The 23,466-nt window shown below is 64.0% G+C and carries 18 protein-coding genes, 1 tRNA gene and 5 pseudogenes; 8 read left to right on the top strand and 16 right to left on the bottom strand.

The window, feature by feature from the left end; genetic code table 11:
* The 5 genes and pseudogenes from BF95_RS20555 to BF95_RS20535 all read right to left on the bottom strand — a co-directional run.
* Positions 1-1,963: pseudogene (locus BF95_RS20555) on the bottom strand (class I tRNA ligase family protein); the annotation flags it as partial.
* Positions 1,964-2,007: 44 nt separating this feature from the next.
* Positions 2,008-2,688 carry an NnrU family protein gene (locus BF95_RS20550; protein WP_200867021.1) on the bottom strand — a complete coding sequence of 227 codons (681 nt, stop codon included), beginning with the start codon at positions 2,686-2,688 and terminating at the stop codon, positions 2,008-2,010.
* Between the two features lie 87 nt (positions 2,689-2,775).
* Entirely contained in the window at positions 2,776-3,273 is a 498-nt protein-coding gene (locus BF95_RS20545) for a DUF2497 domain-containing protein (RefSeq protein ID WP_043153991.1), read from the bottom strand.
* Positions 3,274-3,309: 36 nt separating this feature from the next.
* Complete coding sequence (locus tag BF95_RS20540; RefSeq protein ID WP_043153990.1) at positions 3,310-4,785, bottom strand: TolC family outer membrane protein; 1,476 nt, start codon at positions 4,783-4,785, stop codon at positions 3,310-3,312.
* Between the two features lie 10 nt (positions 4,786-4,795).
* On the bottom strand, positions 4,796-5,422 hold the full coding sequence (locus BF95_RS20535) for a protein-L-isoaspartate O-methyltransferase family protein (RefSeq protein ID WP_043153988.1): 627 nt from the start codon (positions 5,420-5,422) through the stop codon (positions 4,796-4,798).
* A 205-nt stretch (positions 5,423-5,627) separates the two neighbouring features.
* Between BF95_RS20535 and BF95_RS20530 the strand changes: the two genes are divergently transcribed.
* The 3 genes from BF95_RS20530 to BF95_RS20520 all read left to right on the top strand — a co-directional run bounded on the left by BF95_RS20530 (position 5,628) and on the right by BF95_RS20520 (position 7,092).
* Positions 5,628-5,701, top strand: a tRNA-Cys gene (locus tag BF95_RS20530).
* Between the two features lie 52 nt (positions 5,702-5,753).
* On the top strand, positions 5,754-6,428 hold the full coding sequence (locus BF95_RS20525) for a glutathione S-transferase family protein (protein ID WP_043153986.1): 675 nt from the start codon (positions 5,754-5,756) through the stop codon (positions 6,426-6,428).
* Between the two features lie 4 nt (positions 6,429-6,432).
* Positions 6,433-7,092, top strand: a complete 660-nt coding sequence (locus BF95_RS20520; RefSeq protein WP_043153983.1) for a hypothetical protein — start codon at positions 6,433-6,435, stop codon at positions 7,090-7,092.
* A 70-nt stretch (positions 7,093-7,162) separates the two neighbouring features.
* Here the strand turns inward: BF95_RS20520 and ndk are convergent, their stop codons facing one another.
* The 3 genes from ndk to BF95_RS20505 form a co-directional block, all read right to left on the bottom strand.
* Positions 7,163-7,585 (bottom strand): nucleoside-diphosphate kinase, encoded by a 423-nt coding sequence (gene ndk / locus BF95_RS20515; RefSeq protein ID WP_043153982.1) that lies wholly within the window; start codon positions 7,583-7,585, stop codon positions 7,163-7,165.
* 90 nt (positions 7,586-7,675) lie between these two features.
* On the bottom strand, positions 7,676-8,113 hold the full coding sequence (locus BF95_RS20510) for a DNA polymerase III subunit chi (protein WP_043153980.1): 438 nt from the start codon (positions 8,111-8,113) through the stop codon (positions 7,676-7,678).
* 112 nt (positions 8,114-8,225) lie between these two features.
* A complete protein-coding gene (locus BF95_RS20505; RefSeq protein WP_043153979.1) occupies positions 8,226-9,671 on the bottom strand; it encodes a leucyl aminopeptidase in 1,446 nt (481 codons plus the stop codon).
* Positions 9,672-9,920: 249 nt separating this feature from the next.
* Here BF95_RS20505 and BF95_RS20500 point away from each other — a divergent pair.
* The 4 genes and pseudogenes from BF95_RS20500 to rsmA all read left to right on the top strand — a co-directional run bounded on the left by BF95_RS20500 (position 9,921) and on the right by rsmA (position 15,431).
* Positions 9,921-12,130: pseudogene (locus tag BF95_RS20500) on the top strand (LPS-assembly protein LptD).
* Between the two features lie 86 nt (positions 12,131-12,216).
* Positions 12,217-13,602, top strand: coding sequence for a peptidylprolyl isomerase (locus BF95_RS20495; RefSeq protein WP_043153978.1), 1,386 nt, complete (start codon positions 12,217-12,219; stop codon positions 13,600-13,602).
* On the top strand, positions 13,595-14,602 hold the full coding sequence (pdxA, locus tag BF95_RS20490; protein ID WP_043153977.1) for a 4-hydroxythreonine-4-phosphate dehydrogenase PdxA: 1,008 nt from the start codon (positions 13,595-13,597) through the stop codon (positions 14,600-14,602). The genes BF95_RS20495 and pdxA overlap by 8 nt, the downstream gene beginning before the upstream one ends.
* The gene (gene rsmA / locus BF95_RS20485) at positions 14,595-15,431 is read left to right on the top strand and encodes a 16S rRNA (adenine(1518)-N(6)/adenine(1519)-N(6))-dimethyltransferase RsmA (protein ID WP_043153976.1); all 837 of its coding nucleotides are present in this window, start codon (positions 14,595-14,597) and stop codon (positions 15,429-15,431) included. Before pdxA ends, rsmA begins: the two co-directional genes overlap by 8 nt.
* A gap of 10 nt (positions 15,432-15,441) precedes the next feature.
* Here the strand turns inward: rsmA and BF95_RS20480 are convergent.
* The 8 genes and pseudogenes from BF95_RS20480 to BF95_RS20445 all read right to left on the bottom strand — a co-directional run bounded on the left by BF95_RS20480 (position 15,442) and on the right by BF95_RS20445 (position 21,432).
* Positions 15,442-16,955: pseudogene (locus tag BF95_RS20480) on the bottom strand (M56 family metallopeptidase).
* A complete protein-coding gene (locus BF95_RS20475; RefSeq protein ID WP_043153995.1) occupies positions 16,952-17,320 on the bottom strand; it encodes a BlaI/MecI/CopY family transcriptional regulator in 369 nt (122 codons plus the stop codon). Before BF95_RS20475 ends, BF95_RS20480 begins: the two are co-directional and overlap by 4 nt.
* A 163-nt stretch (positions 17,321-17,483) precedes the next feature.
* A complete protein-coding gene (grxD, locus tag BF95_RS20470; RefSeq protein ID WP_043153975.1) occupies positions 17,484-17,816 on the bottom strand; it encodes a Grx4 family monothiol glutaredoxin in 333 nt (110 codons plus the stop codon).
* 60 nt (positions 17,817-17,876) lie between these two features.
* Positions 17,877-18,110, bottom strand: a complete 234-nt coding sequence (locus tag BF95_RS20465) for a BolA/IbaG family iron-sulfur metabolism protein (RefSeq protein WP_037475732.1) — start codon at positions 18,108-18,110, stop codon at positions 17,877-17,879.
* A gap of 11 nt (positions 18,111-18,121) precedes the next feature.
* Positions 18,122-18,445, bottom strand: a complete 324-nt coding sequence (locus BF95_RS20460; protein ID WP_043153974.1) for a DUF1476 domain-containing protein — start codon at positions 18,443-18,445, stop codon at positions 18,122-18,124.
* 56 nt (positions 18,446-18,501) lie between these two features.
* A pseudogene (leuD, locus tag BF95_RS20455) lies at positions 18,502-19,096 on the bottom strand (3-isopropylmalate dehydratase small subunit).
* A 109-nt stretch (positions 19,097-19,205) separates the two neighbouring features.
* Positions 19,206-20,656 (bottom strand): annotated as a pseudogene (leuC, locus tag BF95_RS20450) (3-isopropylmalate dehydratase large subunit).
* 89 nt (positions 20,657-20,745) lie between these two features.
* The gene (locus tag BF95_RS20445) at positions 20,746-21,432 is read right to left on the bottom strand and encodes a glutathione S-transferase family protein (protein ID WP_043153972.1); all 687 of its coding nucleotides are present in this window, start codon (positions 21,430-21,432) and stop codon (positions 20,746-20,748) included.
* A gap of 168 nt (positions 21,433-21,600) precedes the next feature.
* Here BF95_RS20445 and BF95_RS20440 point away from each other — a divergent pair, with 168 nt between their 5' ends.
* Positions 21,601-23,412: a DUF885 domain-containing protein gene (locus BF95_RS20440; RefSeq protein ID WP_043153970.1), complete on the top strand. Its 1,812-nt coding sequence runs from the start codon at positions 21,601-21,603 to the stop codon at positions 23,410-23,412.
* The last annotated feature ends 54 nt before the right edge of the window (positions 23,413-23,466 follow it).

Below are 23,466 nucleotides of genomic sequence, written 5' to 3'. Positions count from 1 at the left end.
TGCCCTTGGACTTGGACATTTTCTGCCCGTCCGCCGCCCGAACGAGGCCGTGGAGATAGAGTTTTTCGCCATGGCAGTCCCCCCATGAACTCCATCCCCTGCATCGCCATCCGCGCGTCCCAGAAGAACAGGATGTCGAAGCCGGAAATGAGGAGATCGTTGGGGTAATGGCGCTCCACTAAGCCCCTCCCCTTCAGGTTCAAACGAGGCACGTGACTCGTTTGAAGGGTTGGGGTGGGGACGTACCCCAAAGGCTGAGCTGCGTTGACAGCCCCCACCCCCGGCCCCTCCCCTGAAGGGAGGGGAGGGTTTCTTCCGGCCAGCCCAGCGTCCCGAACGGCCACAGCGCCGAGGAGAACCAGGTGTCGAGGACGTCGGGGTCGCGAACCAAGGGAATTTTATGGCCATGCTGCTTGCGAAAACCCTCATCAAGCAACGAAAGCGTAAATGACCGCCAATTTTTCCAGCTATCCAGCTCGACAGGTTCACATTCCCCACCGTAATAATCATTTAGCTGCGGGATCAAATCCTCGACAGACTCAGCCACGAATGCCTTATTCTGACTCGTGTCACTAATATTGGATGACAACTTATCGCCATCCTTTGCTGGCCCAAACCACGCCGGAATCCGATGCCCCCACCAAAGTTGGCGGCTCACGCACCAAGGCTGGATATTTTCCATCCAGTTGAAGAACGTCTTTTCCCACGTCTTGGGGACGATTTCGATCCGTCCGTCCCGCACGGCTTCCATCGGCGCGACAGCCAGCTTGGCCGCGTCGACATACCATTGGTCGGTCAGCCAGGGTTCGATCACCACGCCGGAGCGGTCCCCGAACGGCGTCTGAATCGTGCGCGGTTCAAAGTCGGCGGCGACTTCCTCGCCTTCCTTATTCTTGGTGACGTGCGGCACGAGGAAGCCCAGCGCCTTCATCTCCGCAACCACGGCCTCGCGCGCGCCATCCACGCCATCGCGCTTGAAGCGGTGCAGGCCGAGATAGGCGTCGGGCACCAGGCCGTCCGCTGTCTGCACGACATTCGCGTCGGCATCGAACATGTTGAGCATCCGGCCCGCAGCGATGTCCGCGCGCTTGCCGACCTCGAAATCGTTGAAATCATGCCCCGGCGTGATCTTGACCGCGCCGGACCCCAGTTCCGGGTCGGCATAATCATCGCCCACGATCCGCAACCGTCGCCCGGTGATCGGCTGGAGAATCTCCTTGCCGATCACGCTCTGATAGCGCGGATCGTCGGGATGGACAGCGACCGCCATGTCGGCCAGCATCGTTTCCGGCCGCGTCGTCGCGACGACGATATGGTCCGACCCGTCGGCTAGGCGAACGCCATCGGCCAGCGGATAGCGGAAGCGCCAGAAGCCGCCCTGCGTCTCCTTGGTCTCTACCTCCAGGTCGGAAATGGCCGATCTGAAATGCGGATCCCAGTTGACGAGGCGCTTGTCGCGATAGAGCAGGCCGCGCTGGTGCAGTTCCACGAACACCTTGACCACGGCCTTGCTGAAATGCGGGTCCATGGTGAATTGTTCGCGGCTCCAGTCCATCGAACAGCCCAGCCGGCGCAGCTGGCCGGTAATCGTGCCGCCGCTTTCCTGCTTCCAGTCCCAGACCTTGGCGATAAATTCGTCGCGGCTATAGTCGGTGCGCTTTTCGCCCTTCGCATTCATCTGCCGCTCGACCACCATCTGCGTCGCGATGCCCGCATGGTCGGTGCCGACCACCCATAAAGCGTCCTTGCCGCGCAGCCGCTCGTAGCGGATCATGATGTCCTGCAACGTATTGTCGAGCGCATGGCCGATATGCAGGCTGCCGGTCACATTGGGCGGCGGATTGACGATCGTATAGGGCTGCGCGTCCGGACGCTCCGGGCGGAACAGGCCATTATCTTCCCAATGGGCGTACCAGCGGGTTTCGATTGCGGCGGGGTCGAATGTTTTGGGCAGTTCGGTCATCCCCGCGCCTTAATGCGCCTTGCCGCCCCATTCCAGCCGAAAGATCAGACGAACCAACGCCATATGCCGGCTGGCCAGCCTGCCAGCGGTATGTGCGCCCAGGTCGCTGCCAGCCAGACGACCAGTCCGCCCGCCAGCGCATGCATGCCGAACCGCCCGAACCGCGCGCGCCCGGCCAGGATCGCGGCGAAAGGCCAATAGCTTGTCCGCGATTCCCATTGCCGCCAGGCCTCAGGGGTCAGCGCCTCCTTCTTGCGGTCCTGCAAGGCCGCACCGACTAGCGCCAAAAGGATGATCGCGACCGACACGATGATGTTCGCCGCGACAGGATAGACCATGATATGCGCCAGCCCCCACAGTGCGAACGCCCACAGCATCGGATGGCGGGTGATGGCGAACACCCCCCTCGCCTCCGCCGGGACCGCCATCGCGCCGTCGGGATTAGGCATCGCCGGGTTACCGACCAGCGATCCCAGCAGCAGGATGGAAGCGATGAGCATGATGAGGGTGGCGAGCGCCCATGGCAGATCGCCGACTGGCCAGAGCATCGGCGTGACCGGTGCCGCGCGATAGGCGACGATCATCCAGATCAGCGTGATCGCCGCGACCAGTGAATAGAGGCCGAGAAAACCCTTCTCACCCAAGCGTGAGACCAGAGGCGCGCGGAGCGGATGGGACAACAGAAAATGCGTTCCGACAAAGGCGCTTGCCGCAATCAAGACCATCATGCCGTCATACCCCCCCCAGCTTTTCAAGCTGGTTGGATCATAGCATGATTGCCGTAACCGCATCAGGACATTTGCGCGGAAAATTCAGCGTGCGGTGATGCGCGCGATTTCCTTGGCCACCATTTCTTCCACCAGCGTGGGCAGCCGCGCATCGAGCCATTCTTTGAGCATCGGCTTGAGCAGCGAGCGAACCAGCCCGTCCAGCGTATTGTCCCCACCATCCTGCGGCGCGATCAGCATGGAAGACAAGGCCGACAGCGAATGGCGCGCAGCCACTTCGCTTTCGACCGAAAGGATCGTTTCAGCAGCGGGCGTACCGCCTGTGGAAACGGCAGGCTTGGCGGTGACGGGCTTGGCCGCCGTGGCTTTGGGAGCAGGCATCACGTCCTCTACACCGACCTCTTCAGTCAGTTCCAATATTCCATCGGTATCCAGATCGACGGGCGCAGTCACCGGCCTTGCTGCATCGGTGCGGACACGACGTGGTGTCGCCTGCACAGCTTCCTCGCCCTCCTCGGCGATGATCCGCTTGATGGAGGAGAGTATCTCTTCCATCGAGGGTTCTTTGCTCATATCGCCCATGTTGCCCCCAATTTTCCGGCCCTTAACTACGCTCGATCAGGGCTGTTGTGCCGTTTCGGGATTCACATTGGCGTTTTGTGGCACGCTGTCAACGGTGCGCGTCGCGGTGGGCACAGGCGCCTGGCCATAATCCCAGTCGAACCACTTGCCCTTCACCCGGTCATAATTGACCATCGGGTCATAGAGCGCGCCGCCTTCCAGACCCAGATCATCCGCTTCGGCATGGCCCATCGCCGCCAGCAGGCTGAACCCTGCGACATAAGCGTTGCGCCGCGCCGACACCAGCTGGACGCGGGCGTTGAGCGATTCCTGCTCGGCGTTCAGAATGTCGAGGATGGTCCGGCTGCCCACCGAATTTTCTGCCCGCACCCCTTCCAGCGACAGGCTGGCGGCATCGACCGCCTTCTGGCTCGATTCGATCGTCTGGAGCGACGCCTGCCAACTGGCATAGGCAGCCCGCGTTTGCGAGATCACGCTGCGCTCGGTCTCAATCTCCTGCTCCATCGTCTGCGACAGTTGCGCCTGGCGCTGGCGCACCTGCGCCGCAACCCTGCCACCCTGATACAGCGGAATGCTGAGCTGAACGCCGGCCTGGGCTTGCTTGTTGATCTGCGATCCGCCGCCTACCGTGCCATTTTCCAGCGTGTCGAGATAATTGGTATAGCCCGCTTGGGTGAAGGCCGAGAGAGTCGGCAGATTACCGGCCTTCGCCACATTCACGTCATAACGGGCCGCGTCGCGGGATTTTTCGGCGGCAATAATATCCGGGTTATCTGCCAGCGCGACCTGTACGGCAATTTGCGGTGTCGCGGGCAGACCCGGCAGCGCGGGTGGCGGCACCAGATCGTCCGGCGCGCTGCCGACCAGCGCGATGTAATTTTCGCGGCTGGTGATCAGGTTCGCCTGCGCGGTTTGCAGGTCCGATTGCGCCAGCGCCAGCCGTGACTGGGATTGCGCGACGTCAGTGCGGGTCAGGTCGCCCACCTCGAAGCGATCGTTGGTCGCCTGAAGATTGACGTCCAGCACTTTCACGTTCGCCAAGTTCAGCGACACGATCGCGCTGTCGCGGATAACATCCATATAGGCGGCAACAACCTGCGAGAAGATGCTGGCTTCCGTGCCGCGAAGATTCGCCTGCCCTGCTTCGACCCGGACCTTGGCGGCCTTAACGCCGTTCCGGACCGCGCCGCCAGCATAGAGCGGCACATTGAGCTGCGCCTGCGCGTTCACGGTCCGCTGGGGGGAGGTGAAGCTGATGGTGGGCTTGAGGATGCTTTCGGAATAGGTGCCGGTCACATCGGCACCGGGACGCCCCGCCGCCTTCTGGATCGGCACATTTTCGTCCGTCGCCCGCTGCCCGGCACGCGCGCCGGTCAGAGTCGGGTTGGACGCATACGCCTTGGCCAAAGCGCCCTGCAGCGTTTCGGCCATGGCCGGTCCCGCCAGCGCCGTGGAGAATAACAGCAAGGCTGTAGCGGTGGCCCGCCCAAGAGAATGTCGCTTTGCTGTCATGATCCCTGTCTCAAAAAACGAACCGTTCCGGCGCGGCAAAGCCCGGCAGCACTACCATCTCAAGGTCGGCGATGCTGGAAAGGCCCAACACGCCGCCGCCCACGCGACCGCTGCACAGGCGCGTCACGCCCCGCTCGACCAGGCCCGTAACCACCCGTCCACCGTCGACAAGCTGCTGAACGAGCGTAGCGGGCACTTCCTCCACCGCCCCGTCGATGAACAGAAGGTCATAGGGCGCGCTATCTGCGGCACCAGCGCTTAACGGCCCGCGCAAAACGACGGCACCAACGCTTTCTGGCCCGCCTTCTTCCTCGACCGCCACCACCTGCGCGCCCAATTCGGCCAGCAGCGCGGCGCAATAGCCGGTCGCCGCGCCGATCAGCAGCACCTTGTCGCCCGGCACAATCTGCGCTTCGGTCAACAGCCGTCCGGTGGCCAGCGGCGGATTGATGGCCCGCCCACCATCCAGCGGGATAGCGCGATCGATATAAGTCATGGCACGGCGATGCGCGGGCACATAATCCTCGCGCGGCACTTTCGCCATCGCTGCAATAACGCGCGGGTCGTTGACGTCGCTGGTGCGCAACTGGCTTTCGACCATGGCGGCCCGCATCGAAGAATGTTTCTGCTCGGTCACGATAGTTTCTCGCTTGGTCCAGTGGGCTTGGCACAACTGTATTGGCAATGCAATACAGTAAGGGGATCAACGGACCTCTAAATCAGCGCGCGCCCCGCGCCAAGCGGCTTTACATGGCGGCGCGCGAGATTCTTGGGGTGGACCGCTGCACTGCCGCTTGACTTTGCCACCAAAGCCGCACATTTGCGGCCACCCACCAGCGGATGGCCCGATGGCGGAGTGGTTACGCAGAGGACTGCAAATCCTTGCACGCCGGTTCGATTCCGGCTCGGGCCTCCAACTCCTTCTTCCTGCTCGACTTGGCGCGTCGCTCCCGTCTAAGAGGGGCGGCATGATGAAGCTGTTTATCGGTAACAAGGCCTATTCGAGCTGGTCGCTTCGTGGCTGGCTGGCGTGCAAGCTGTCGGGCCTGCCCTTTGAGGAAGTCGTCGTCCCCCTCTATGACGAGGCGTGGGAGAAGCGGCGCGAGGGCGACGAGTTTGCCCCCTCCTCCGGCAAGGTGCCGATCTTGTGGGATGGCGACGATATCGTTGTGTGGGACAGCCTCGCCATCATCGAATATCTCAATGAAAAGACCAGCGGCGACCTGTTCTGGCCGACCGATCCCGCCGCGCGCGCCATGGCCCGTTCAATGGCAGCCGAAATGCATAGCAGCTTTGCCGCACTCCGCCGCGAGCATAGCATGAACATCCGCCGCATCTATGACCCTGTGCCGCCCTCCGAGCCGGTCGCGCAGGATATCTTCCGGATGATGCAACTCTGGGCGCAGGCTCGTGCGCGCCACGGAGGCGAGGGCGAATTTCTGTTGGGCGAATTTAGCGCCGTCGATGTGATGTTCGCGCCGGTCGTCACCCGCTTCATCACCTACCAACTGCCCGTCGCCCGCTTCGCCCAGGCCTATATGCAGGCGATCATCGCCCATCCCTGGATGCAGGAATGGATTGGCGGGGCACAGGCGGAGGACTGGGTGATCGACAAGTTCGAGGTGCCGCCACAGGTGGCGTAAGGCGATGACGGATACGCCCGAAGACCCTTCGCCCAACGCCCCCAAGGAAGCGCGCGCGGCGGAAGCCGCCGCGATTCGCCGCCGGTGGATCACATTGGGCGAGATGCTCGCACTGCTGGCAGTCAGCATTTCTGGACTGACCCTCTATCTCAACTGGTCGAACAAGCAGGATGAGCGCGCGGAAAAGGCAATCGAAAGCCGCCAGGCGTCCGCCCGCGCCGCCAAGCTGATATTGAACGCCCGTGCGGATAGCGACGATCGGCTGATATTGACCCCGGCCGCCACTGACCAGATCGTGCAAAGCCAGACTTTTCTCTTCCCCGCCGCGCTGGGCATCGCGCCTGTGTCCACCACGGGTGAACCACGGATAGAAGCGCGATGGTTCGAAAATGCCCTCAAGCGAGCGCGGGACAAGGCGAAGCTGCCCGACAATAGCGTAGGCGACGAACAGTTGCCGGTGTTCATTACCACCCGCTTCGTCGTGAATGGCGAAGCGCGCGAGGATCGCGCCATCTACGATATCGGCTATGGCATTTCGGGTCGCTGGCTGTCGGGCCATGATGTGACCCTGCGCGGCCTTTCGCTCGTTACGCGCGAGATCGACACGTCCCCGGCCGCGCGGGTTGACGCGCGCTGGGCCGCAGTCGTCACCGCGCGCAACTGACGCGGCCCCACGAAAAAGCCCGACCCTTCGTGGAAGGGCCGGGCTTTTTCCGCTCGAAAGGATCGGGGCTTTAGCCGACGATCTCTTCCGGCTTGAAGAAATAGGCGATTTCGATCGCGGCATTTTCTTCGCTGTCCGAACCATGGACCGAATTGGCTTCGATCGATTCGGCCAGTTCCTTGCGGATCGTGCCGGCATCGGCATTGGCCGGGTTGGTCGCGCCCATGATGTCGCGGTTCCGCTGCACGGCATTTTCGCCTTCCAGCACCTGGACGACGACCGGGCCGGAAATCATGAAGGCGACGAGGTCGGCGAAGAAGGGGCGTTCCTTGTGGACGCCGTAAAAGCCTTCGGCCTGTTCGCGGCTCATGCGGATGCGCTTGGAAGCAACGACGCGAAGGCCCGCTTCCTCCAGCATCTTGGTGACGGCGCCGGTCAGGTTGCGACGGGTCGCGTCGGGCTTGATGATAGAAAAGGTGCGCGTGACGGCCATGGCCCTCGATACTCCGAATGTGTGGGAATGCTGGCCGCGCCTTTAGACGGGGCCGTGCTGCGCTGCAAGAGGCTTAAACCAGAGGCAGCGCTATGGCCCCTGCACCCATTTGCGGCCCTCCTGCCGCCAGAAGCGCGGCTCGACGCCCTCGCGCTTCGACAATATACGCCAACTTGCGCGCGCGCCATCAATCGTATCGGCGTCAAAAAAGTAGAAGGCGCGCTCAAATTCCAGCGCCTCGTCGCGCCACACGCCATCAGCCAGCGCCACATGCCGCGCGCCATTGGCGGCTACACAGGTCGGGGCGAGCAGGATCGGCTGTACGCCCTCATTCCCCTCGCCCGCGTGCCCATGGGCCAGGAAACTCTCAGGCGGCCCGGCCCACAGCCCCTGCGATATCCGCTCCCGCCGATCGGCCGCATCCGCCACCACCAGCAGCCGCGCGCCCAGCCCCAGGATGCGCGCCGCTATGGCGGGTAACACCTGTTCGACCGGATCGCGGCTTAGCTGGTAAAAATCGACCTGCATGATCGTAAAATCCTAACCCCGCTCGCCCTGAGCCTGTCGAAGGGCCGTTCTTCTTCTTTGCGCAGAAGGACAGGGCTTCGACAAGCTCAGCCCGAACGGGCGTGGGGGCATCTTACTGCTCGAACTTGTCCGCCACCAACTGGTCGATCAGACGCACGCCATAGCCGGTCGCGCCCTTGTCCCATGTCGCGCCGGGCTTGTCGGACCATACCATGCCCGCAATGTCGAGATGCGCCCATTTGACGCCATCGTCGATAAAACGCTTGAGGAACTGCGCGGCAGTGATCGACCCGGCATAGCGCCCGCCGATATTCTTCATGTCGGCGATCGGGCTGTCGATCAGCTTGTTATAGGCGTCGGACAGCGGGAAGCGCCACAATTCGTCGCCGCTCACCTTGCCCGCCGCGATCAGGTCATCGGACAGGCCATCGTCGTTCGAGAAGAGACCCGCATATTGATCGCCCAGCGACACCAGGATCGCGCCTGTCAGGGTCGCCAGATCGATGACAACCTCCGGCGCATAGATCTTCTGCGCCCAGGTCAGCGCATCGCACAGCACCAGTCGCCCTTCAGCATCGGTGTTGAGCACTTCGATCGTCTGCCCCGACATGGAGGTCACGATGTCGCCGGGCCGCTGCGCATTGCCATCGGGCATGTTTTCGACCAGGCCGCAAATGCCCACGACATGCGCCTTGGCCTTGCGCCCGGCCAGCGCCTTCATCGCGCCTGCGACCGCGCCTGCGCCGCCCATGTCCCACTTCATGTCTTCCATGCCGGCCGCCGGCTTGATCGAAATGCCGCCCGTGTCGAAGGTCACGCCCTTGCCGACGAACACGACCGGCTTGGCCGCCGTGCCGCCAGTGCCGTCCCATTCCATTGCCAACAGCCGCGCTTCGCGCACCGACCCCTGCGCCACGCCGAGCAGCGACCCCATGCCCAATTCTTCCATCGCCGCGCGATCAAGCACGCTGATCTTGATGCCCAGATCCGCCAAGTGGCGGCAGCGTTCCACGAAGCTTTCGGGGTAAAGGATGTTGGCGGGCTCCGACACCAGTTCACGGGTGAAGGCAACGCCCGCCGCCACCGCTGCCCAACGATCCCAGGCCGCGCCCGCATCGGTCGACACGATCGTCACCGTTTCCAGCGTAGGCTTGGCCTTTTCCGGCATCTTGGTGCGATAAGTGTCGATCCGCCAGCTACGCAACAGCGCGCCAAAGCCCAGCCGCGCCGCGCCCTCGCCCGTCACATCACCGATACATTCCACCGCGACATGGGTCGCGCCGCTGCTCAGCAGCTTGGCCGCGAGCGCGCCGCCGGCCCGCTCCATATCGGCGTCGCTCCCGCTGCCGGTTCCCACCAGCACGACACGCAACAGCTTGCCGTCTTCCTCCACGAAGCTCTCGAAGCTCGTTCCGGTTTCACCGGTGAAGCGCGCCGCGGCGGCCCCTGCCACCAGCGTCGCGGATGCGGCGAGTGGCAGGCTGGCGAGCGCGCCCTTTGCCACGGCAAAGGCGAGGCTGTCGGTGTCGGGACGGGTCGGGCTGATGGCGATATCCATGGATGGACCTTTTCTTGCTATGGGAACGGCTTTGGGGGCGTCTGGCCCGCTGATAGTCGTCAGATAGTGCGGCGAACCGTGTCTGGCAAAGCCGTTCGACCGATTTACCGCAAAAGAGCGGGGTCGCATGATTGCGGCGCGGGCGAAGCAATGCGATAGGCGGGGCGATATGCGCCCCCGGTTTTGAGGCTGTCTTTGTTGGTCACGTCCCTTTCCCCGTTTCGTTCCGCCCTGTTGCTGGGCAGCGCCATGCCCCTGCTGGCATTGGCCCCGCAGGCTATGGCGCAACAGCTCAACGAGCCGCAAACGCCGATCAGCGCACCCGACGCCCCCGTACCCACCAGCGACGACCAGATCGGATTCGCCGCCGACGCGCTGCAATATGACAGCAATCAGGAGGTTGTGACCGCCAGCGGCCATGTCCAGCTGCTGCGCGAAGGCAACCGCCTACGCGCCGACAAGGTGGTGTGGGACCGCGATACCGGCAAGGTCGAGGCACAGGGCAATGTGTCGCTCACCGATGCGGACGGCAATATCGCCTATGGCGACCGGTTCGACGTGACCGATACGCTCAAGGACGGTATGGTCGACAATACGCTGCTGGTGCTGCAGTCGGGCGGCCGCCTCGCATCGGCAACGGGGACGCGCGTCAACGGTATCTATACGCTCAACCGCGCCGCTTATACCGGCTGCGCCGTCGAAGACAGCAAGGGCTGCCCCAAGGAACCGACCTGGCAGATCAACGCGGTCAAGGTCGTCTATGACCCGACGCGCGAGCGAGTCAGCTACACCAACGCCAATATCGAGCTGTTCGGCCTGCCACTCATTCCGCTGCCCGGCCTGTCCCATCCGGTCGGCGAAGGGGGTGGCAACGGCCTGCTGATGCCGAACTTTCGCTACGATCGTAATAACGGCTTCGAAGTCGCCCTACCCTATTATATGAAGCTCGCGCCCAATCGCGATCTCACCATCACACCGCACATCTACACCAACGCGTTGCCGATGCTGGAGGGGAACTACCGCCACCTCTATGATCGCGGTGCCTATCAGCCACCGGCTTCCTGACCTATGGCAGCCGCGTGGCGACCGGCGACAGCCCGATCGGCACCCTGCCAGGCGAAGCGGAAAAGGATATCCGTGGCTATCTCGACGCCACCGGCGCGATGCAGCTGACGCCGGAATGGAGCCTGGACGGGTCGGTCCGCTTCGCCTCCGACCGCACATTTCTTCGTCGCTACGACATCAGCCGTGACGATCGACTGCGCTCGACCCTGGGTGCGCAGCGGATCGGCGACAACAGCTATTTCTCGATTCGCGGCTGGGCGGTGCAAACGCTGCGCGCTGGCGATTCCCAGGGTCAGACCCCGATCGCCCTGCCGCTGATCGACTATCGGCTACGGCTGAAGGATCCGCTGCTGGGCGGCGTGCTGCAGTTGCAGGCCAACACATTGGCGATTACCCGCACCCATGGACAGGATACGCAGCGCGCCTTTGCCGCCGCCGAATGGAATCTGCGCACGCTGACCGGCCTGGGCCAGGAGGTGACTTTCACCGGCTATCTGCGCGGCGATGTCTATCATAGCAGCGACAATGCGCTGACATCGGTCGCGAGCTATGCAGGCAGTCCGGGCTGGCAGGGACGCGGCATCGCCGCCGCCGCCGTCGACATGCGCTGGCCCTTCGTCGGCGAAGCGTTCGGCGGCGTGCAACGCATCGCCCCGCGCATCCAGATCGTCGCCGCGCCGCACCTCGCCAATCTGTCGCTGCCCAATGAAGATGCCCGCGCCGTCGACTTGGAGGACAGCAATCTTTTCGCGCTCAATCGTTTCGCTGGTTATGACCGATTCGAAGATTCGACCCGCATCACCTATGGCCTCGAATATAGCCTGGCCCTGTCCGACTTCTCGCTCCAGACCATCGTCGGGCAAAGCTATCGCCTGACCAACCGGGAAAGCATTCTGCCCGAAGGCACCGGGCTGTCCGGCCGCACCTCTGACATCGTCGGCCGGGCGACGGCGCGTTACAAGGATTTCGTCAGCCTCACCCATCGCTTCCGGCTCGACAAGAACAGCCTGGCGGTCCGCCGCAACGAAGTCGACGCAACGATTGGCAGCAAAAGCACCTATTTCATGGTCGGCTATCTCCGTCTCAATCGAGATGCCGACGCGACGCTGGAGGATTTGCAGGACCGCGAGGAAGTGCGATTGGGCGGCCGGGTGCAGCTTGCCCGCTTCTGGTCGGTCTTCGGCTCCACCGTCATCGACCTGACCGATGCCAAGGAAGATCCGCTGAGCGCATCGGACGGATATCAGCCGGTTCGCCACCGGCTGGGCGTCGCTTATGAGGATGATTGCCTGACGCTCGGCATCACCTGGCGCCGCGATTATGTGGCCAATGGCGACGCGCGAAAGGGCAATGGCTTCCAGCTACGGCTAGCTTTCCGTAATATTGGTATATAAGGATCAGCCGTTCCCGCGTCCCGTCAGGACTGGTTAAGGCGGACCCGCGCATTGGCGCAGGACCGTATTGGAGATTTTTGCCGACGATGCTGCCCTTGGTTTTCCTGCCTTACCGCATCCGCCATTCCCTTCGCTCTGGGCTGCGCACTGCGCTCGCCTCCAGCGCACTGTTGAGCATGGGGGTCCAGGGCGTCGTCGCGCAGACCGTCGATGACGGCGGCGAGGTCGCGAACCAGCAGCTCAACCTGCCCAAGGATGTCACCGTCTTTGGCAAGAGCGACCCCAACGTCCGCAAGGCGACCGCGATCATCAATGGCCGCATCCTGACCGGCACCGACATTGACCAGCGGCTCGCGCTGATCATCACCGCCAATGGCGGCAAGGTGGAAGCGGAAGAAAAAGAGCGGCTGCGCCTGCAGGTGCTGCGCAACCTGATCGACGAAACGCTCCAGATTCAGGAAGCCGCCGCCAACGACATCAAGATCGATCCGGCCGAAATCCAGCAAAGTTATGAGCGGGTCGCGGCGAATTTCCGCCAGTCGCCAGAACAGTTCGAAGCCTATCTGCGCACGCAGGGCAGCTCGGCCGCCAGCATCAAACGCCAGATTGAGGGCGAACTTGCCTGGAGCCGCCTGCTCCGCCGCAATGTCCAGCCCTTCGTCAACGTGTCGGAAGATGAAGTGAAGTCGGTGGTCGACCGGCTGAACGCCGCCAAGGGCAGCGACGAATATCGGATCGGCGAAATCTACCTGTCGGCAACCCCGGAAAACAGGGCGCAGATCATCGCCAATGCGCGCAACATCATTCAACAGATTCAGCAGGGTGGCAGCTTCCCTGCCTATGCTCGCCAGTTCTCCGAAGCCTCGACGGCGGCGGTCGGCGGCGACCTGGGCTGGGTGCGCCCCGCACAACTGCCGCCAGAACTGGCGCAGGCTGCTGCCGAAATGCAGGTCGGCCAGATTGCTGGTCCTATCGAAACGGTGGGGGGCGTGTCGCTGCTCTACGTCATGGACAAGCGCAAGGTGCTGACCGCCGATCCGCGCGATTCGCTGCTTAGCCTGAAGCAGCTTTCCGTGCTCTTCCCCAAAGGCACGACCAAGGAGCAGGCCAGTGCCAAGGCCGCCAGCTTCGCCGCCGCGATCAAGGAGATCAAAGGCTGCGGCCAGGCGAACGAAGTAGGCGCGCGGGTCGGGGCCGACGTGGTCGATAACGACAATGTGAAGATCCGCGATCTGCCGCCCCAGTTGCAGGATATTCTCCTCAACCTCCAAGTCGGCGAAGCCACGCCGCCCTTCGGCTCCATTACCGAAGGCGTGCGCGTGCTGATCGTTTGCGGTCGCGACGATCCGGCATCGGCCAATGCGCCCAATGCCGAACAGATTCAGGCCCAGCTGGAAGAGGAGCGGGTCAACCGGCGTGCGCGCATCTATCTGCGCGATCTGCGTCGCGACGCGGTGATCGAATATAATTGAGGCCACCCCTCTAGCGCCCTTTGCGGTGCCGCTGGGCGATCCGGCCGGAATCGGGCCGGAGATCGTCGCGAAAAGCTGGGTGATGCGCGAGGCGCGCGGGCTTGCGCCCTTCTTCGCGGTGGGCGATCCCGCCGCGCTGCGCGCCGTCTGGCTCGGCCCGATCATTCCGATCAGCGCGCCAGAAGAGGCAACACAAGCCTTCGCCACCGGCCTGCCCTGTCTCGAAATCGCCAAGGCGGGCGAAATCGTGCCCGGCACGCCCAGCGTCGATGGCGCGCGCATCGCGTTTCAGGCGCTGGAAGTCGCGGTCGGCCTCGCCCGCTCCGGTTCGGCCGCTGGCATCGTCACCGCGCCGGTCGGCAAGGAACAGCTATATGGCGTCGGCTTCACCCATCCGGGTCAGACCGAATTTGTCGCCGAACGCTGCGGCGTATCCGCCCATAATGCCGTAATGATGCTAGCCGGGCCGTCGCTCAAGGTCGTGCCGATCACCATCCATATTGCACTGGCCGATGTCCCCGCAGCGCTCACCAGCGAACTGATCCGCGCCCGCGCGCTCACCACGGCTAAGGGGATGCAGAAGAATTTCGGCATTGCGCGGCCCCGGCTCGCGGTGGCGGGCCTTAACCCCCATGCCGGGGAAAATGGCGCACTGGGCCGCGAGGAAATTGAGATCATCCGCCCCGCGATCGAGCAGCTGCGCGCCGAGGGTATCGACATTGTCGGCCCCTTGGCGGCCGATGGCATGTTTCACGCGCGCGCGCGCGAAACCTATGACGTCGCGCTGTGCATGTATCATGATCAGGCGCTGATCCCGATCAAGACGCTGAATTTCGACGATGGCGTGAACATCACGCTGGGCCTACCGATCGTCCGCACCTCGCCCGATCATGGCACCGCGTTCGGTATCGCCGGGACCGACAGCGCCAATCCGGGCGCCATGATCGCCGCGATCCGCATGGCCGAAGCCGCCGCCCGCGCGCGCATCGCTTATGGTTGACACCCGCCCGGCATTGCCGCCCCTGCGCGATGTGATCGCGCGCCATGGCCTTGCTGCCAGCAAGGCGCTGGGTCAGAATTTCCTGCTCGACGAACAATTGCTGGACCGGATTGCCGCCATTCCCGGCCCTTTGGATGGCCAGCCTGCCTTCGAGGTCGGCCCCGGCCCCGGCGGCCTCACTCGCGCCATCCTGCGCGCGGGCGCGCGACTTGTCGCGGTCGAGCGCGACCGTCGCTGCCTGCCTGCGCTCGCCGAACTGGAGGACGCCTTTCCCGGCCAGCTGCGTGTGATGTCCGGCGACGCCATGGAAGTCGATGCCCGCGCCGAGGCTGGTGACGGTGCGCATATCATCGCCAACCTGCCCTATAATGTCGGCACGCCCCTGCTCGTCGGCTGGTTGTCGGCGGCGTGGGAACCGCTGCCCTGGTGGTCCAGCCTGACGCTCATGTTCCAGATGGAAGTGGCCGAACGCATCGTCGCTCAGCCCGGCACGGACCATTATGGCCGCCTTGCCATCCTGTCGCAGTGGCGCAGCGAGGCGCGGATTGCGATGAAGGTGCATCGCAGCGCCTTCACCCCGCCGCCCAAGGTCATGTCGGCGGTCGTGCATATCACCGCGAAACCTGCCCCGGACGGCGTCCAGCTCAAGATGCTCGAAAGGCTCACCGCTGCCGCTTTCGGCCAGCGTCGCAAGATGCTGCGCCAGAGCCTCAAAGGCTTACCCGGCGCGCTTGATGCGCTGGTGGACGTCGGCATCGACCCGCAGCGCCGCGCCGAAACCGTCAGCGTCGAGGATTTCGTAGCCGTGGCGCGCATCCTCAGCCGCTGACGGCGCGCGATCAGTTGCGCTGACCGTCGATCTGCGCGATTTCCTCGTCCAGATCGCGCAGCACGTCGGCGCGAATACGATCGGACATATGCGTGGCCCGTTCCACCTTCGCCCGCGCCTTCATCAATCCGGCACGAGCCGATCGCAGCGCCTGTGCTTCGATCTGCGCCTCGCAGATGCGGATGCGGATGGCACGGCGGCCATTATTGTCCACCGTCTCGCGTTGGCTGACCGTCCGGTCGCCGTCGCAGCCCTTGCGGACATCCACCACCGGCACCATCCGGGCAATATCGGCCTCGGTGGGGATGCCATGAGTCTGTCCCCACTGGTCGGCACGGCTTACGCTGATGCGCGCCTTTTCCTCGCGCCAAGTCACCGGCGGCGCGGGGGGCACGGGCGGCACCGGCGCGATCATGTCGGCGGCAGGCACGATCGGCTCTGGCGGCACGGGCGTCATCGGCGCGGTTTCGGCCGCGATGGTCGCAGCGGTCGGTACGTCGGGGACCGTTGCAGCGGCGGGAACCTCCGGCATGGCGGCGGCGGCGGGCCGGGCGACCAGATCGCCCAGTCTGGCAAGATCGGCGGATTCGACGGTCTCGCTGATCGCCGCCATCTGCTGCGCGGCGCGGCTGCCCGATGCCGTAAGCGCGAGGCCCGTGGCGGTGACGATGGCGACAGCCGCCATGCCCCAGCTGATCCGCTGGAGTGAGATTTCATGGTGCGAAAGCATGGCAAGCCTCCCCTTGAGTGTAGCAATGCGATTGAGATGACAGGCGGCGACGAATTGCCGCCCGCCTGCGGCTTTCAGGATGGCGCGGCCATAGGCATGGGCCTGATCGCGGCCATAGAGCGAGAGGACGCGCGCATCGCACGCGGTTTCCTGATCGGCGCGATAGGCGCGATAGGCGACCCAAGCGATCGGATTGCACCAATGGATGCCAAGCAGCAGCAGCGCGATCATATTGGCCAGCAGGTCGCCGCGCTCATGATGGGCGCGCTCATGCGCCATCGCCATTTCCTGCTCCAGATCTTCATAGCGCTGGGCGAAATCGACCGGCAGGACGATCATCGGCCGCAGCACGCCAAAGGCCAGCGGTCCCGACGCCTGTGGACTGGCGATCGTGCGGATGCGGCCCTCCTGCCCGATCAGCACAGAGCCATCGAGCATATGGCTGTGGAAGCGGATATAGCCCACCGCCTGGATCACCAGAAACGCCAGCAACCCGATGAACCAGAGCGCGATCCCCGCTTCCAGCCAGGGAAAACCCAACGCCGATGCCGCTTGCGGGTCGTTTGACAGCGCCAGCAATCCGGGCAGACCAGACTGATCGACCGCGATATGCAGCGGCGAAGGCGCAGCCACCTCCTGCGGCAGCACCGGCAAAACCATCCGCAGCAACGGCAACGCCAGAGGCTATAGGCCGCCCCCGCTCCCAGCCAGCGCGCGACCGGGCGGCGCAGCAGCATCACCAGCGCCATCAGCAAGCTGGTGGCGATCAGCGTTTCGACGATCCAGACGCTCATGATTTCAGCCCCTTAAGGATATCCTCCAGTTCGGCGATATCCTCCGCCGTCAACTGATCCTGGCTCGCCAGCTGCGCGACCAGCGGCGAAATGCGACCGCCGAACAGGCGATTGACCAGTCGCCCGGACTCGCCCGCAACATAATCATCGCGCGCCACCTTCGGCCGATAGAGAAAGCGGCGACCATCCTGGTCGGCGGCAATGATATCCTTGGACATCAGCCGCGACAGCAAGGTCTTGACCGTCGGGACGCTCCAGTCACGCGCAGCGGCGACGCGGTCGGCGACATCGGTGGCGGTCTGCGGCGACTGTTCCCACAGCGCCTCCATCACCACCAACTCCGCTTCGCTGATCTTCTCGCTTATATCCGCCACGCGCCCGCGCCTCCTGCTCAACTACATCTGTAATCGCAGCGATTACATGCGTAGTCAACGCAGAAATGCGACGGCGCATCGGGCAATACTATCAGGCACGAAAAAGGCGACCCGAACCGGACCGCCTTTTTCTAACTCATCATATCTGACGCGATCAGTTCGCAGCGGCGACGCCCTGATCGGTCATCAGCTGATGCAACTCGCCCGCTTCGTACATTTCCATCATGATGTCGCTTCCGCCGACAAATTCGCCCTTCACATAAAGCTGGGGAATGGTCGGCCAGTCGGAAAAGGCCTTGATCCCCTGCCGCACGGCCTGATCCTGCAACACGTCCACCGTGTCATAGGCGACGCCCAGATGTTCCAGGATCGCGATGGCGCGGCTGGAAAAGCCGCATTGCGGAAAGAGCGGCGTGCCCTTCATGAAAAGCACCACGTCATGGGCACCCACAAGGTCGGCGATCCGCTGATGCACGGCGTCGGTCATGATCGAAAGTCCATTCCTGTCTGGCGTCGCAATAGGCCGACGCATACTATCCATGCGGTGTTAGTTGGGAACCGCCGTGGTCAGTTGCAAGGCGTGCAGCACGCCCCCCATCCGCCCGTCAAGCGACGCATAGACGGCGCGTTGCTGCGCCACCCGGCTCATGCCCCGGAAACTTTCCGCCACCACACGCGCGGCATAATGGTCGCCGTCACCGGCCAGGTCGGTAATCTCGACCTGCGCGTCGGGAATGGCGGCGCGGATCATATCCGCGATTTCGTCGGCGGCCATCGGCATCGCAGGCGGCCTTACTGTGCTTCGATGAACATGCGGCGGGCAACGACCGCTTGCTCTTCCAACGCGGCGCGAACGCCTGGCTCGTCAATCTCGATCCCGGCCGAGGTCATGTCGCCGACCAGCTTGCGGATCACATCCTCGTCGCCGGCTTCCTCGAAATCGGCCTGCACCACGGCCTTGGCGTAGGAGTCGGTCTCCTCCGGCGTCAGACCCATCTTGGCTGCGGCCCATTCGCCGAGCAGCCGGTTGCGCCGCGCCTGGATGCGGAACTGCATTTCCTGGTCATGCGCGAACATATTTTCAAAGGCCCGTTCGCGATCGTCGAAAGTCGTCATGCCCAAAAGCCCTGTTGAAAGCGGATATCGAAAATCAGATAGGCAGAAGCGCGCAATTACGCAACGGCGGGGATCATCCACGGACGATCCTGTGCGACGCTCTTTTCATAGACGGCAATCCCGTCCGCATCGCCCAACGTCAGGCCGATCTCGTCCAGGCCTCCCAGCAGGCAATGTTTGCGGAACGGATCGATCTCAAACGCAAATCGGTCCTGAAACTGCGTCGTGACCGTCTGCTGCTCCAGGTCGACATGGATTTCGTCGGTCTGGGCAACCGCCATCAGCCGGTCAATCGCCGCCTGCGGCAGCACCACGGTCAGGATGCCGTTCTTAAAACGCATTGCTGGAGAAAATGTCGGAAAAGCTCGGCGCGATCACCACTTTGATGCCCAGGTCACCCAGCGCCCAGGCGGCATGTTCGCGGCTCGACCCGCAACCGAAATTGTCGCCCGCGATCAGGATCGGGCTGCCCGCATAGGCCGGATCGTCAAAGACATTGCCGGGCTCCTTGCGCAACACCTCGAACGCGCCCTTGCCAAGGCCGGTGCGCGAAATGGTCTTGAGCCAGTGCGAGGGGATGACGATGTCGGTGTCGACATTCTTCATCCCGAACGGATAGGCCTTCCCCTCAACGGTCGTCAGCTTCTCCATCAGCGCGCCTGCTTGGCTTCCGCTGCGGTCAGATCTTCGGCCCGGCCGAGCGTCGCGGCCATCGCGGCACTCGCCAGCGCGCCCAGCGTCAACAGCCAGAATATCTTTTTCACAACGTCATCCCCTCTTGGTCTTTCAATAATTCGCGCACATCGGTCAGACGCCCGGTGAGCGCTGCCGCCGCAGCCATGGCAGGCGACACCAGATGCGTGCGTGCGCCCGGTCCCTGACGGCCCATGAAATTGCGGTTGCTAGTCGATGCGCAGCGCTCGCCCGCAGGCACCTTGTCCGGGTTCATGCCCAGGCACGCCGAACAGCCCGGCTCGCGCCATTCGAACCCGGCCGCTACGAAAATGCGATCCAGCCCTTCGGCCTCCGCCTGTCGCTTGACGAGGCCCGACCCTGGCACGACCATGGCATGCTTGATGCCGCTCGCAATCCGGCGACCGTCTAGCAGCGCCGCCGCAGCGCGCAAATCCTCGATCCGGCTGTTGGTGCAACTGCCGATGAAGATATGCTCCACCGCCACGTCGGCCAGCCGTTGTCCGGCCGTCAGCCCCATATAGTCGAGTGACTTTTGCGCGGCCGCCCGCTTGGACGCATCCTCGAAACTATCGGGATCCGGCACCACGCCGGTCACTGCGACAACATCTTCGGGGCTGGTGCCCCAGGTCACCGTCGGCACGATGTCGGCCGCGTCGATCACCACGGTCTTGTCGAAGACAGCGCCCTCATCGGTGACGAGCGTACGCCACCAGGCGACCGCCGCATCCCAATCCGCACCCTTGGGCGCCATCGGACGCCCTTTCAAATAAGCGAAAGTCGTCTCGTCCGGCGCAAACAGGCCCGACCGCGCACCAGCCTCGATCGACATGTTGGCGACGGTCAGCCGCCCCTCGATCGACATGTCGCGGAACACGGAGCCGCGATATTCCATGACATAGCCGGTCCCGCCCGCCGTGCCGATCCGTCCGCAAATCGCCAGCGCGACATCCTTGGGGGTAACGCCAAAGCCCAGTTCGCCCTCGACCACGACCGCCATCGCCTTCGATTGCTTGAGCAGCAAGGTCTGGGTCGCCAGCACATGCTCGACCTCGGACGTGCCGATCCCGAAGGCCAGCGCGCCCAAGGCACCGTGCGAACTGGTATGCTGTCGCCGCACACCAACGTCGTGCCTGGCAGGGTAAAGCCCTGCTCTGGCCCCACCACATGGACGATGCCCTGCTCGACATCGGCGTCGCCGATCAGGCGGACGCCAAACTCCGGCGCATTGCGTTCCAGCGCTTCCAGCTGCTGCGCGCTCTGCGGATCGGCGATCGGTATGCGCTTGCCATCGGCGTCGCGACGCGGGGTCGTGGGCAGATTATGATCCGGCACCGCCAGCGTCAGGTCGGGCCGCCGCACGTTGCGCCCGGCAAGGCGAAGTCCCTCGAACGCCTGCGGGCTCGTCACTTCATGGACGAGATGCCGGTCGATATAGATGAGGCAAGTACCATCCGGGCGGCGCTCCACGACATGCGCGTCCCAGATCTTCTCATAGAGGGTGCGGGGTTTAACCATAGTGCCTCCCCCCTAGACCCGTAACGGCAGGGGGAAAAGGGGGAAAGCCGATGCTATCTTTTGTTTTCTCCGCCACGCGGGCAAGAAAGTTACACGGCCCGGTAATCCGCCACGATGCGCCCGGCGGCACCGATCTCGGCCTCATGGCTGTCCTCGCGCCAGGTTTCAGCCAGAGCCGCCGACTCCCACGCCTGCATCGCGGGCAGCGCCAGCATATGTGCGACCCAGGCCAGTCCCGCCGGGCCGACATCCAGCCCATAGGTCCGCACCCGATAGGCAACCGGCGCGTAAAAGGCATCGACGGCGGTAAAGGCGTCCCCCGCCAGGAACGGCCCGCCAAAGCGCGCAAGGCCCTCCGCCCAAAGCTCTGTCAGCCGGGCGATATCCTTGTTGAGCGCGGGCGAGGGCAGATGCGGTTCCACCCGCACCCCAATGTTCATGGTGCAATCATTCCGCAACGTCGCAAAGCCGCTATGCATCTCCGCCGCCGCGCACTGCGCCCAGGCGCGCGCCGCTTCCTCACGCGGCCAGACTTCGGCATGGCGATCGGCCAGATACAGGATGATCCCCAGCGAATCCCACACCGTCCGCTCGCCATCGATCAGCGCGGGCACTTGCCCCGTCGGCGAAAAACTACGGAAGGCCGCATAATTGGTCGCCTGCAAAAACGGCTCGACCCGGTCGATGAACGGGATGCCCAGCGCGTTCATCAGCACCCAGGGGCGCAGCGACCAGCTGCTATAATTGCGGTTCGCGGTGATCAGCGTGTAGGCCATGGCAAGTCTCCCTTGGAGGCGGCCGTCGCTTATCCCATCGACATCGCAGCGTATAGCGCCAGTGGCTTTGCACCGGACTGCCCCTAGCCAAGCCCTTGGGATCGCGCCACAAGGGAGCATCACGGGCGGCCCCCTAGCCGCCCTCCCCCGATTTGCGGAGCTATAGTCGTGAACCGACGCCAATTTCTCGCCACCAGCGGTGCCACCGCGCTGACCGCCGCCACCGCCGCCCCCGCCTTTGCCCAAGCTGGCTCCGCCGACGCCCGGCTGCGCGCCATGCTCGACGGCTTCTTCTATGAACGGCTCGCCGACTCGCCCGAACAGGCGACCCGCCTTGGCCTCGACACCGGCGAGCGCGCCGCGCTGCGCGGCAAGCTCAGCGACACCTCCGCCGCCGGGGTCGCCCGCGACCTCGCCCGCAGCAAGGCGCAGGCGAAGCAACTCGCGACCATCGACCGCAAATCCCTCAGCGACGCCTCGAAACTCGACTATGACGTCGTCACCTATCAACTCGACCGCACAGTCGGCGGCGAACGCTTCGGCTATGGCGAGACGGCGGGCCGCTACGCCCCCTATGTGTTAAGCCAGCTCACCGGCAGCTATCGCGAGATCCCCGATTTCCTCGATTCACAGCATCGCGTTGCCAACGCGGCCGACGCCGACGCCTATCTCGCCCGCCTCGAAGCCTTCCCGGCCGCCATGGACGGGGAACTGGCCCGGCAGAAAGAGGATGCGGCCAAGGGCGTGTTCGCGCCCGACTATATTCTCGACACGACGCTCAAGATGCAGGCGTCGCTGCGCGATCAGCCCGCCGCGCAGACCGTCCTTGTCGCCTCCTTCGTGAAGAAACTCGCCGCCGCAGGCCTGCCACCCGAACGCGCCGCACAGGCCGAAAAGATCGTCACCGACCAGATCTTCCCCGCGCTCGACCGCCAGCGCGCCCTGGTGCAAGATCTCCGCGCCAAGGCGACCCATGACGCGGGTGTGTGGCGCCTGCCCGAAGGCGAGGCTTTTTACGCTGCCGCGGCCGAAGCAGCCACCACCACTGCGCTCACCGGCGATGAAATCCACCAGATCGGCCTTGATCAGGTCGCGCAGATCAGCGCCCGGATCGACACGATCCTGAAAGGCGAAGGCATGAGCCAGGGCAGCGTCGGCGATCGCCTCGTTGCGCTCAACCAGCGCCCCGATCAGCTTTTCCCCAATACCGAACAAGGCCGCGAAGCGCTGCTCGCCCAACTCAATGTCCAGATCATCGCCATGCAAAAGCGGCTTGGCGAAGCCTTCAACACCGTGCCCAAGGCCCCGGTCGAGGTCCGCCGCGTACCGGTCACGATCCAGGCGGGCGCACCGGGCGGCTATTATCAGAACGCCTCGCTCGACGGCTCGCGCCCGGCCATCTACTATATCAACCTGCGCGACACGTTCGACCGGCCCAAATTCGGGCTTGCGACCCTGACCCATCATGAGGCCGTGCCGGGCCATCATCTTCAGGTGTCGGTCGCACTGGAATCCGACGCCATCCCGATGATCCGCCGACGCGGCGGCTATAGCGGCTATAGTGAAGGCTGGGCGCTCTATTCCGAACAGCTCGCCGACGAAATGGGCATGTATGCGGGCGATCCACTGGGCCAGGTCGGCTATCTCCAGTCGCTCCTTTTCCGCGCCACCCGCCTCGTCGTCGACTCCGGCCTGCACGTCAAACGCTGGAGCCGCGAAAAGGCGACCGATTACCTCATCGCCACCACCGGCATCGCGCGCGGCCGCAGCCAAGGCGAAATCGACCGCTATACCGTCTGGCCGGGTCAGGCCTGCAGCTACAAGATCGGCCACACCGTCTGGAACGACCTGCGCACGGAAGTGCAGCGCAAACAGGGCGACGCCTTCGACATCAAGGCTTTCCATGACGTGCTGACGCTGGGTGCCATGCCGCTCGACATATTGAAGCAGACTGTCCGGCAGCGGGCGGGGATAGCTTAAAAATCCTCCCCCTGCGGGGGAGGTGGCTGGCCGCAGGCCAGACGGAGGGGTGCG

It is taken from the genome of Sphingobium sp. Ant17, assembly GCF_000588875.1.
Classification (GTDB): Bacteria; Pseudomonadota; Alphaproteobacteria; order Sphingomonadales; family Sphingomonadaceae; genus Sphingobium.
The sequence above is the reverse complement of the archived record's forward strand: the minus strand, read 5'-3'. Positions and strand labels throughout refer to the sequence as shown.

Bases quoted from the DNA above. Each gene is read 5' to 3' on its own strand.
- BF95_RS20550 (WP_200867021.1), bottom strand. From the start codon at position 2,688: ATGGTCTTGATTGCGGCAAGCGCCTTTGTCGGAACGCATTTTCTGTTG.
- BF95_RS20545 (WP_043153991.1), bottom strand. From the start codon at position 3,273: ATGGGCGATATGAGCAAAGAACCCTCGATGGAAGAGATACTCTCCTCC.
- BF95_RS20540 (WP_043153990.1), bottom strand. From the start codon at position 4,785: ATGACAGCAAAGCGACATTCTCTTGGGCGGGCCACCGCTACAGCCTTG.
- BF95_RS20525 (WP_043153986.1), top strand. From the start codon at position 5,754: ATGATGAAGCTGTTTATCGGTAACAAGGCCTATTCGAGCTGGTCGCTT.
- BF95_RS20520 (WP_043153983.1), top strand. From the start codon at position 6,433: ATGACGGATACGCCCGAAGACCCTTCGCCCAACGCCCCCAAGGAAGCG.
- ndk (WP_043153982.1), bottom strand. From the start codon at position 7,585: ATGGCCGTCACGCGCACCTTTTCTATCATCAAGCCCGACGCGACCCGT.
- BF95_RS20510 (WP_043153980.1), bottom strand. From the start codon at position 8,113: ATGCAGGTCGATTTTTACCAGCTAAGCCGCGATCCGGTCGAACAGGTG.
- BF95_RS20505 (WP_043153979.1), bottom strand. From the start codon at position 9,671: ATGGATATCGCCATCAGCCCGACCCGTCCCGACACCGACAGCCTCGCC.
- BF95_RS20495 (WP_043153978.1), top strand. From the start codon at position 12,217: ATGCTGCCCTTGGTTTTCCTGCCTTACCGCATCCGCCATTCCCTTCGC.
- rsmA (WP_043153976.1), top strand. From the start codon at position 14,595: ATGGTTGACACCCGCCCGGCATTGCCGCCCCTGCGCGATGTGATCGCG.
- grxD (WP_043153975.1), bottom strand. From the start codon at position 17,816: ATGACCGACGCCGTGCATCAGCGGATCGCCGACCTTGTGGGTGCCCAT.
- BF95_RS20465 (WP_037475732.1), bottom strand. From the start codon at position 18,110: ATGCCGATGGCCGCCGACGAAATCGCGGATATGATCCGCGCCGCCATT.
- BF95_RS20460 (WP_043153974.1), bottom strand. From the start codon at position 18,445: ATGACGACTTTCGACGATCGCGAACGGGCCTTTGAAAATATGTTCGCG.
- BF95_RS20445 (WP_043153972.1), bottom strand. From the start codon at position 21,432: ATGGCCTACACGCTGATCACCGCGAACCGCAATTATAGCAGCTGGTCG.